This window comes from Pseudomonas sp. MIS38 (assembly GCF_019891575.1).
In the GTDB taxonomy this organism is placed as follows: Bacteria; Pseudomonadota; Gammaproteobacteria; order Pseudomonadales; family Pseudomonadaceae; genus Aquipseudomonas; species Aquipseudomonas putida_A.
The window spans coordinates 18,225-29,493 of record NZ_JAFLXF010000036.1 but is presented as its reverse complement, the minus strand read 5'-3'; the positions used below and the strand labels follow the sequence as shown (position 1 = coordinate 29,493).

The 11,269-nt window shown below is 62.3% G+C and carries 1 protein-coding gene; it reads left to right on the top strand.

Annotated features, from left to right (window positions below; genetic code table 11):
* On the top strand, positions 1-11,141 hold an 11,141-nt coding region (locus tag J1G18_RS26915; RefSeq protein ID WP_223009400.1), incomplete at its 5' end, for an immunoglobulin-like domain-containing protein.
* Positions 11,142-11,269: the final 128 nt, after the last annotated feature.

The window sequence follows — 11,269 nt, the reverse complement described above, 5'->3', positions numbered from 1 at the left end:
CGGCCGGTACGCCGGTGACCGTGACCTTGTCGAACGGCTCGGTGATCACTATCGAAGCCGGTAAAACTACCGGCACCGTGACCGTTCCAGCGCCAGCCGATGACGTCTACAAGGACGCTGGCAAGGTTGAAGTCACGATCAAAGACGCCGCAGGCGGCAATTTCGAGAACCTGGTGCCGAGCACGGTTCCGGCTGTCACCGAAGTCACTGACACCATCGATACTTCGACCGTCAAACTGACCGCCGATACTTCAGTCGCTGAAGGCGGCACTGTCACCTACACCGCTACCGTTGGCGCACCAGTCACCGGTTCGCCAGTCGTGGTGACCTTGGCCAATGGTCAGAACATTACCATCGAAGTCGGCAAAACCACCGGCACCGTGACCACCACCGCGCCAAACGATGCGCTGAACGGTCACGAACCACTGACCAACTCGATTACCGGCGTCACCGGTGGCAACTATGAAAATCTGGTCGCTGACAAAACCCCGGTCAGCACCACCGTCACTGACACCGTGGACACGACGAATCTGTCGCTCAGCGCCACCAACTCGGTCGCCGAGGGTGGTTCGATCACCTACACCGCGACCCTGACCAACGCTGCCGGCTCGCCAGTCACCGTGACCCTGTCCAACGGTTCGGTGATTACCATCGAAGCGGGCAAGACCACCGGCACCGTGACCGTTCCAGCGCCTGCCGATGACGTCTACAAAGATGCCGGCAAAGTCGAAGTCACCATCAACGGTGCAACCGGCGGCAACTTCGAGAACCTCGTTCCGAGCACCGTTCCGGCAGTGACTGAAGTCACTGACACCATCGACACCACGTCGGTGAAACTGACCGCAACCGAGTCTGCTGCTGAAGGTGGCACCGTCACCTACACCGCCACTGTCGGTGCACCAGTGACCGGCTCGCCTGTGGTCGTGACCCTCGCCAACGGTCAGAACATCACCATCGAAGTCGGCAAGACCACCGGCACCGTGACCACCACCGCACCGAACGATGCGTTGAACGGTCATGCGCCGCTGACTAACGCCATCACCGACGTGAGCGGCGGCAACTACGAGAATCTGGTTGCCGACAAAACCCCGGTCAGCACCACCGTGACCGACACCGTCGACACCACCAACCTGTCGCTGAGCGCGACGCCGGCGGTGAACGAAGGCGGGCAGATCACCTACACCGCCACCCTGAGCAACGCCGCCGGCACCCCGGTGACCGTGACCTTGAGCAATGGCGCGGTGATCACCATCGACGCCGGCAAAACTTCCGGCACCGTGACCGTCGATGCGCCGAAGGATGACGTCTACAAGGACGCCGGCACCGTTGAGGCGACCATCAAGGGCGCGACCGGTGGCGACTTCGAAAACCTGGTGACCAGCAACACCCCGGCCGTGACCACCGTCAACGACACCATCGACACCTCCACCGTGTCGTTGACCGCCACCGCCAACGTCGCCGAAGGCGAAACCGTGGTTTACACCGCAAGCGTGACTGCACCAGTAACAGGCTCGCCTGTTGTGGTCACCCTGTCCAACGGCCAGACCATCACCATCGCCGTCGGTGAGACCACCGGCAGCGTGAACTTCGTCGCGCCGAACAGCCCATTGGCGGGCGGCAGCTCGTTGAGCGTGGCCATCGACAAGGTTGCCGGCGGCAACTATGAAAACCTGGTGGCCGACAAGACACCGGCGAACACCTCGGTGTCGGACACCGTCGACACCACCAACCTGAACCTGACCGCCAGCGACTCGGTGGCCGAGGGTGGTTCGATCGTTTACACCGCGACCCTGACCAATCCGGCCGGGACGCCGGTGACCGTGACCCTGTCCAACGGCGCGGTGATCACCATCGAAGCCGGTAAAACGTCGGGCACCGTGACCGTTCCAGCTCCGGCTGACGACGTGTACAAAGACGCGGGTAAAGTCGAAGCAACCATTTCCAGCGCTACCGGTGGCAACTTCGAGAACCTGGTGCCTAGCACCGTTCCGGCGGTCACAAACGTCACCGATACCATCGACACCACCACGGTCAAACTGACCGCGACCGAATCGGCTGCGGAAGGTGGCACCGTCACCTACACCGCGACTGTTGGTGCGCCAGTGACTGGCTCGCCGGTCGTGGTGACCTTGGCCAATGGTCAGAACATCACCATCGAAGTGGGTAAAACCACTGGCACCGTGACTACCACCGCGCCGAACGATGCGTTGACCGGCCACGCGCCGCTGACCAACGCCATCACCGACGTGAGCGGCGGTAACTACGAAAACCTCGTGGCGGATAAAACGCCGGTTTCGACCAATGTCACCGACACCGTCGACACCACCAATCTGTCGCTCAGTGCGACCGGCACCGTGGCCGAGGGTGGCTCGATCGTCTACACCGCAACCCTGACCAACGCCGCTGGTTCGCCAGTCACCGTGACCCTGTCCAACGGCGCGGTGATCACCATCGAGGCCGGTAAAACCTCTGGCACCGTGACCGTTCCGGCGCCAGCCGATGACGTGTACAAGGACGCCGGTAAAGTCGAAGCGACCATTTCCAGCGCTACCGGTGGCAACTTCGAGAACCTGGTGCCAAGCACCGTTCCGGCCGTCACCAACGTTACCGACACCATCGACACCACCACGGTCAAACTGACCGCGACCGAGTCCGCTGCTGAAGGTGGAACCGTCACCTACACCGCCACCGTCGGTGCTCCGGTAACCGGCTCGCCTGTAGTCGTGACCTTGGCCAATGGTCAGAACATCACCATCGAAGTCGGCAAGACCACAGGCACCGTGACCACCACCGCGCCGAACGATGCGTTGACCGGTCATGCGCCACTGACCAACGCCATCACCGACGTGAGCGGCGGTAACTACGAAAACCTCGTGGCGGATAAAACGCCGGTTTCGACCAATGTCACCGATACCATCGACACCACCAACCTGTCGCTCAGTGCCACTGGCACCGTCGCTGAAGGCGGCTCGATCGTTTACACAGCAACCCTGACCAACGCCGCGGGCTCGCCAGTTACCGTGACGCTGAGCAACGGCGCTGTCATCACCATCGAGGCCGGCAAAACCACCGGCACCGTGACTGTTCCAGCTCCGGCGGACGACGTTTACAAAGATGCCGGTAAAGTCGAAGCAACCATTTCCACCGCCACCGGTGGCAACTTCGAAAACCTGGTGCCAAGTACCGTGCCGGCTGTCACCGAAGTCACCGACACGATCGACACCTCGACCGTCAAACTGACTGCCGATACCTCGGTAGCCGAAGGCGGCACCGTCACCTATACCGCCACTGTTGGCGCACCAGTCACCGGTTCGCCGGTCGTGGTGACCCTGGCCAACGGTCAGAACATCACCATCGAAGTCGGCAAGACCACTGGCACCGTCACCAGCACCGCGCCTAACGACGCGCTGACCGGTCATGCGCCTCTGACCAACTCGATCACAGGTGTGACTGGCGGCAATTACGAAAACCTTGTGGCTGACAAAACCCCGGTCAGCACTAACGTCACCGACACCGTCGACACCACCAACCTGTCGCTGTCCGCAACCGGTACCGTGGCCGAAGGTGGCTCGATCGTTTACACCGCGACCCTGACCAACGCCGCTGGCTCGCCAGTTACCGTGACGTTGAGCAACGGCGCCGTGATCACCATCGAAGCAGGCAAAACCACTGGCACCGTTACCGTTCCGGCCCCAGCCGATGACGTGTACAAGGACGCTGGCAAAGTCGAAGCGACCATTTCGACTGCTACCGGTGGCAACTTCGAGAACCTGGTACCGAGCACTGCTCCTGCAGTCACCAACGTCACCGACACCATTGATACCACCACGGTCAAACTCACCGCGACCGAGTCTGCTGCCGAAGGTGGCACCGTCACCTACACCGCGACCGTTGGTGCGCCAGTGACTGGCTCGCCAGTCGTGGTAACTCTGGCCAACGGCCAGAACATCACCATCGAAGTCGGCAAAACCACCGGCACCGTAACCACCATCGCACCGAACGATGCGCTGACCGGTCATGCGCCTTTGACCAACGCGATCACCAATGTGAGCGGCGGTAACTACGAAAACCTGGTCGCCGACAAAACGCCGGTCAGCACAACCGTTACCGACACTGTCGACACCACCAACCTGTCGCTGAGCGCAACCAACTCGGTCGCCGAGGGTGGTTCGATCATCTACACCGCGACCTTGACCAACGCGGCTGGCTCGCCAGTCACCGTGACCCTGTCGAACGGCGCTGTGATCACCATCGAAGCCGGGAAAACCACTGGCACCGTGACCGTGCCGGCTCCGGCGGATGACGTCTATAAAGACGCGGGTAAAGTCGAAGCGACCATCTCCACCGCTACCGGTGGCAACTTCGAAAACCTGGTACCGAGCACCGTGCCGGCTGTGACTCAAGTCACCGACACCATCGATACCACCACGGTCAAGCTGACCGCGACCGATTCTGCTGCCGAAGGTGGCACCGTCACCTACACCGCCACTGTCGGTGCGCCTGTGACCGGTTCGCCTGTCGTTGTGACACTGGCTAATGGTCAGAACATCACCATCGAAGTCGGCAAAACCACCGGCACCGTAACTACCACCGCACCGAATGATGCGCTGACCGGCCACGCGCCGCTGACCAACGCGATCACCAACGTCAGCGGTGGCAACTACGAAAACCTCGTTGCCGACAAGACCCCGGTCAATACCACGGTCACCGATACCGTCGACACCACCAACCTGTCGCTGTCCGCGACCGGTACCGTGGCCGAAGGCGGCTCGATCGTTTACACCGCGACGCTGACCAACGCTGCCGGTTCGCCGGTTACCGTGACGTTGAGCAACGGCGCCGTGATCACCATCGACGCCGGCAAAACCACCGGCACCGTGACCGTCCCGGCACCGGCTGATGACGTTTACAAAGACGCCGGCACCGTGCAGGCCACGATCAAATCCGCCACCGGTGGCAACTTCGAAAATCTGGTGCCAAGCACCACGCCAGCCGTGACCAGCGTCACCGACACCATCGACACCACCACGGTCAAACTGACCGCGACCGAGTCTGCTGCGGAAGGTGGTACCGTCACCTACACCGCGACCGTTGGTGCACCGGTAACCGGTTCGCCAGTGACCGTGACTCTGGCCAACGGCCAGAACATCACCATCGAAGTCGGCAAAACCACCGGCACCGTGACCACCACTGCGCCGAACGACGTGTTGACCGGTCATGCGCCACTGACCAACGCCATCACCAACGTCAGCGGCGGCAACTACGAGAACCTCGTTGCCGACAAGACCCCGGTCAGCACCACGGTCACCGACACCATTGACACCACCAACCTGTCGCTGAGCGCGACCGGCACCGTGGCAGAGGGTGGCTCGATTGTTTACACCGCAACGCTGACCAACGCCGCGGGTTCGCCAGTGACCGTGACGCTGAGCAACGGTGCAGTCATCACCATCGACGCCGGTAAAACCACCGGTACCGTCACCGTCCCTGCCCCGGCCGACGACGTCTACAAAGACGCCGGCACTGTTCAGGCAACGATCAAAACCGCGACCGGTGGCAGCTTCGAGAACCTGGTACCAAGCACCACGCCAGCAGTGACCAGCGTCACCGACACCATCGACACCACGGGCGTGAAACTCACCGCCACGGGCACCGTGGCCGAAGGTGGCACCGTCACTTACACCGCTACCGTTGGTGCGCCAGTTACCGGCTCGCCTGTCGTCGTGACCCTGGCCAACGGTCAGACCATCACCATCGACATCGGCAAAACCACCGGCACCGTGACCAGCATCGCACCGAACGATGCGCTGACCGGTCACGCGCCGTTGACCAACTCGATCACTAACGTGACCGGCGGCAACTACGAAAACCTTGTGGCCGACAAGACCCCGGTCAGCACCACCGTGACCGACACTGTCGACACCACCAACCTGTCCCTGAGCGCCACTAATACGGTCGCCGAGGGCGGTTCGATCATTTACACCGCCACCCTGACCAACGCCGCTGGTTCGCCAGTGACCGTGACCCTGAGCAACGGCGCAGTGATCACCATCGACGCCGGTAAAACCACTGGCACCGTGACCGTTCCTGCCCCGGCTGATGACGTCTACAAAGACGCCGGCACCGTGCAGGCAACCATCACCAATGCCAGCGGCGGCAACTTCGAAAACCTGGTACCAAGCACCGTACCGGCCGTGACCAGCGTCACCGATACCATCGACACCACTACCGTGAAGTTGTCTGCCACCGGTACAGCGGCTGAAGGCGGCAACGTCGTCTACACCGCCACCGTCGGTGCGCCAGTCACTGGTTCGCCAGTCGTGGTGACTCTGTCCAACGGCCAGACCATCACCATCGACATCGGAAAAACCACCGGCACCGTAACCACCACCGCACCGAACGATGCGCTGACCGGTCACGCGCCGTTGACCAACGCAATCACCAACGTGAGCGGCGGCAACTACGAGAATCTGGTTGCCGACAAGACTCCGGTCAGCACCACCGTGACCGACACCGTCGACACCACCAACCTGTCGCTGACCGCGACCGGCACCGTGGCCGAAGGTGGCTCGATCGTTTACACCGCAACCCTGACCAACGCCGCTGGCTCGCCAGTGACCGTGACCCTGAGCAACGGCGCAGTGATCACCATCGACGCCGGTAAAACCACCGGCACCGTGATTGTTCCTGCACCAGCCGATGACGTCTACAAAGACGCCGGCACCGTGCAGGCGACCATCAAGTCGGCGACAGGTGGCAGCTTCGAAAACCTGGTGCCAAGCACCACGCCAGCCGTAACCAGCGTCACCGACACCATCGACACCACTGGCGTGAAACTCACCGCCACTGGCACCGTGGCCGAGGGTGGCACTGTCACCTACACCGCCACTGTCGGCGCTCCGGTCACCGGTTCGCCAGTGACCGTAAGCCTGTCCAACGGCCAGACGATCACCATCGACATCGGCAAAACCACCGGCACCGTGACCACCACTGCGCCGAACGACGTGTTGACCGGCCACGCACCGTTGACCAATGCGATCACCAACGTCAGCGGCGGCAACTACGAAAACCTCGTAGCCGACAAAACCCCGGTCAGCACCACCGTGACCGACACCGTCGACACCACCAGCCTGTCGCTGAGCGCGACCCCGGCGGTGAACGAGGGCGGCCAGATCACCTACACCGCAACCCTGAGCAACGCTGCCGGTTCCCCGGTAACCGTGACCCTGAGCAACGGCTCGGTGATCACCATCGACGCCGGCAAAACCACTGGCACCGTGACCGTTCCGGCTCCGGCTGACGACGTCTACAAAGACGCCGGCAGCGTGCAGGCGACCATCACCAACGCCAGCGGTGGCAACTTCGAGAACCTGGTACCGAGCACGACACCGGCCGTGACCAACGTCGCCGATACCATCGACACCACCACCGTCAGCATCACCGGCAGCACCTCGGTGACCGAAGGCCAGACCGCCAGCTACACCGTCAGCCTGACGCACCCGGCGCAAACCGACGTGACCCTGAAGATCGTCTACAGCGGCACCGCTGCCGACGGTTCGGACTTCACTGGCGTGTACACCGTGAAGATTCCGGCGGGCGCCAGCAGCGCGCAGTTCAACGTCGCGACCATCGATGACAAGATCACCGAAGGCACCGAGAACTTCGTGGTCAAGATCGACTCGGCCACCGGCGGCAACTTCGAGAACCTGGCCGTCAGCAGCACCAACGGCAGCGTCAGCACCTCGATCATCGACAACGATGCGCCACCGGTCATCGACCTGGATGCCAACAACTCCAGCGGCGCCACCGGTGCCGACTACAAGGTGACCTTCACCGAAAACACCCCGGGCGCCGGCGTGTCGATTGCCGACACTGACCTGACGATCACCGACCCGGACAGCACCATGCTGACCGGTGCGACTATCGTGCTGACCAACCGTCAGGACGGCGACGCGCTGAACCTCGGCAACAGCGTCAACGGCATCACCATCAATGCCAACAGCACCAACGGCACCGTGACCCTGACCCTGTCGGGTAACGCGACGCTGGCCGATTACATGCAGGCCATCAAAAACATCACCTTCACCAACAGCAGTGAAGACCCGAGCACCGTGCCGCGGATCATCACCGTGACCGTGACCGATGGCGGCAACTACTCCAACACCGCGACCACCACGGTCAACGTGGTGGCGGTCAACGATGCGCCAGTCGCCGCGCCAGTCAACGTCACCGGCACCGAAGACACGCCGCTGATCCTCGGCTGGTCGACCTTCGGGGTGACTGACGTCGACAGTCCGGCCAGCAGCCTGGGCATCAAAATCACCCAGCTGCCGGGCGAAGGCAAACTGCAGTATCTGGACGGCTCGACCTGGAAAGACGTCGCCAACAACCAGACCTTCAGCAAGGCTGACATCGACGCCGGCAAACTGCGCTTCATGCCGGATGCCAACGAGTCGGGGGTCAACGGTTACGGCGGCACCGGTATGGGCAACAACCAGGCCGACTACGCACAGATCAAGTTCCAGCCAACCGACGGCCAGTTGCTGGGCAACACCGGCACCGTGAAGATCGACATCACGCCGGTGGCGGATGCGCCGACCGTGAGCGTGGCCGACAACAGCGTGAAGTCCACCGGACTGGTCAAGGAAGTCTGGACCGGCCTGCCGGGCCTGGGCACCGACGGCAGCGGCGCGAACTCGACCACCCTGAAAAACGTGATCGACGGCGCCGGCACCCCGAACTCCAGCACCAACGTGACCAACGTGCAGTCGGACGGCAGTGTGACCGCCGGCACCGCGTCGAAGACCTCGGGCCTGATCTATCTGGAAGCCGGCAAGACCTACAGCTTCAGCGGTGTGGCTGACGACAGCCTGCTGATCACCATTGGCGGCAAGAGCGTGGCGTCGGGTACCTGGGGCGCGGGCGGGGCGATCAGCGGCTCGTTCACCCCGACCACCAGCGGCTACTACACCCTGGACATCTACCACCACAACCAGAGCGGCCCGGGCAGCTATGACGTGAACCTGTCGGTCAACGGCAGCACGCCAATCGACCTTAGCAGCGCCGGCGTGCCGATCTACACCGGGGTGCAGGATCTGGTGAATTCCGGTGTGACCGTCTCCGACCTGCACGGCACCAACGGCGAAGGCTATTACGACGGCTACAAGCTCAACACTGGCGCCGAAGGCACCACGGTGAAACTGTCGGCGATCAACACCGCGCTGACCGACACCGACGGCTCGGAAACCCTGAGCGTGAAGATCAGTGGCGCGCCGGTCGGCTCGGTTCTCTCCGACGGCAACGGTCACACCTTCACAGTCACCGCAAGCAACGGCGAAGCCAACGTCACCGGCTGGAACCTGGGCAGCCTGACCGTAACCCCGCCGACCTACTACAACGGCCAGTTCAACCTGACCGTGACCTCGACCTCCACTGAAATGGTCGGCGGTTCGGCCAGCAGCACCGCGACGATTCCGGTCACCGTGGTGCCGGCGGTTTACAACGCGGTGGTTGGTACCTCTGGCGACGACACCTTCAACGGTACCGATGGCAACGACATCATGGTCGCCGACATCGGTGGTCTGACCGTGGTGCCGGGCACCAACTACAACATCGCGTTCATGGTCGACAGCTCGGGTAGCATGAGCACCTCGTCGATCAACGCGGCCAAGGACTCGCTGACCTCGGTGTTCAACACACTCAAGCAGAGCTTGGGCGGCAGCAACTCGGGCACGGTGAACATCTTCCTGGCGGACTTCGATACCCAGGTCAACAAGTCGGTGTCGGTGAACCTCAACGACCCGAACGCGCTGACCAAGCTCAAAGCCGTGCTCGACTCGATGGCGTCCGGCGGCGGCACCAACTACGAGGACGTGTTCAAGACCACGGCCAACTTCTTCCAGAGCGCGGAAGCTGTGGCGAACACCGGGGCGAAGAACCTCACGTACTTCATCACCGACGGCCAGCCGACCTATTACCAGAGCGGCGAGCAGACCAACCCGACGCTGTACGGCAGCGTGAAGTTCGACAGTGTGGTGACAACCAGCAACTACAAGCTGGGCGACACTTTCAGCACGTACATCGACAACACGCATTACCTGAGCATCACCGCCAGCGGTTATGCCCAGTTGCAGACTTACACTGCCCGTTATGGCTGGAGCACCACCAACCTGGGCACTGTTCACGCTCAGGGTGACGGCACTTACGAGTTGTCGAGCCTGGCCGGTAGCGGTAGCAGTACGGATTCGGCGACAACCTCCAACTCCAACAGCAGCTTCGCTCTGCTCAGCGGTCTGTCGAACGTCGAGGCGATCGGTATCAACAGCGGTGTCAGCCTCAACGACCTGAAACCGTATGACTCGGATCACTCGCCGCAGACCAACATCGATCCGAAGGATCTGGCCAACTCGATCATCGGCCACACCGAAGCGACGATGCCGGGCAACGACACCGTCAGCGGTGGCGACGGCAACGACATCCTGTTCGGCGACCTGGTGAGCTTCAACGGCATTGCCGGCGAGGGTTATCAGGCGATGCAGGCGTACGTCGCACAGCAAACCGGTGTGGATGTCAGCAAAGTCACCACCAGCAACGTGCACCAGTACATCACCGAGCACTATCAGGCGTTCGATGTGTCCGGTGCGCATGACGGCAACGACACGCTGCTGGGTGGCGCAGGCAATGACATCCTGTTCGGCTCGGGCGGCAACGACCTGCTCGACGGCGGCAAGGGCAATGACATCCTGCTCGGCGGCACCGGCAATGACACGCTGATCGGCGGCCAGGGCAACGACATCCTGATCGGTGGTTCCGGTGCCGACACCTTCGTCTGGAAAGCAGGCGACACCGGCAATGACGTGATCAAGGACTTCAACGCCAACGAAGGTGACCGCATCGACCTGCGCGATCTGTTGCAGGGTGAAACCGGCAGCACCATCGACAACTTTCTGAAGATCACCACGGTTGATGGCACGTCGTCGCTGCAAGTCAGCTCGGCGGGCAAGTTCAACTCCGGCGACGCGGCAGCCGCCACGCCGGACGTGACGATCAAACTGGAAGGCAACAACTGGTCGAGCGCCAACATTCACAACCTGATTGCCGGCAGCGATCCGACCATCAAGGTCGACCACAACAACAGCTGATGCGTGAACAAAACGGCCGCCCCTTGGGGCGGCCGTCACGTTTGCGGCTAACTCGGCGGTGACGATTTCGTCGCCACCCCGCATACTCGCGCGCAGTTGGCCTATGCTGCTGACAGCATGACGCTGGA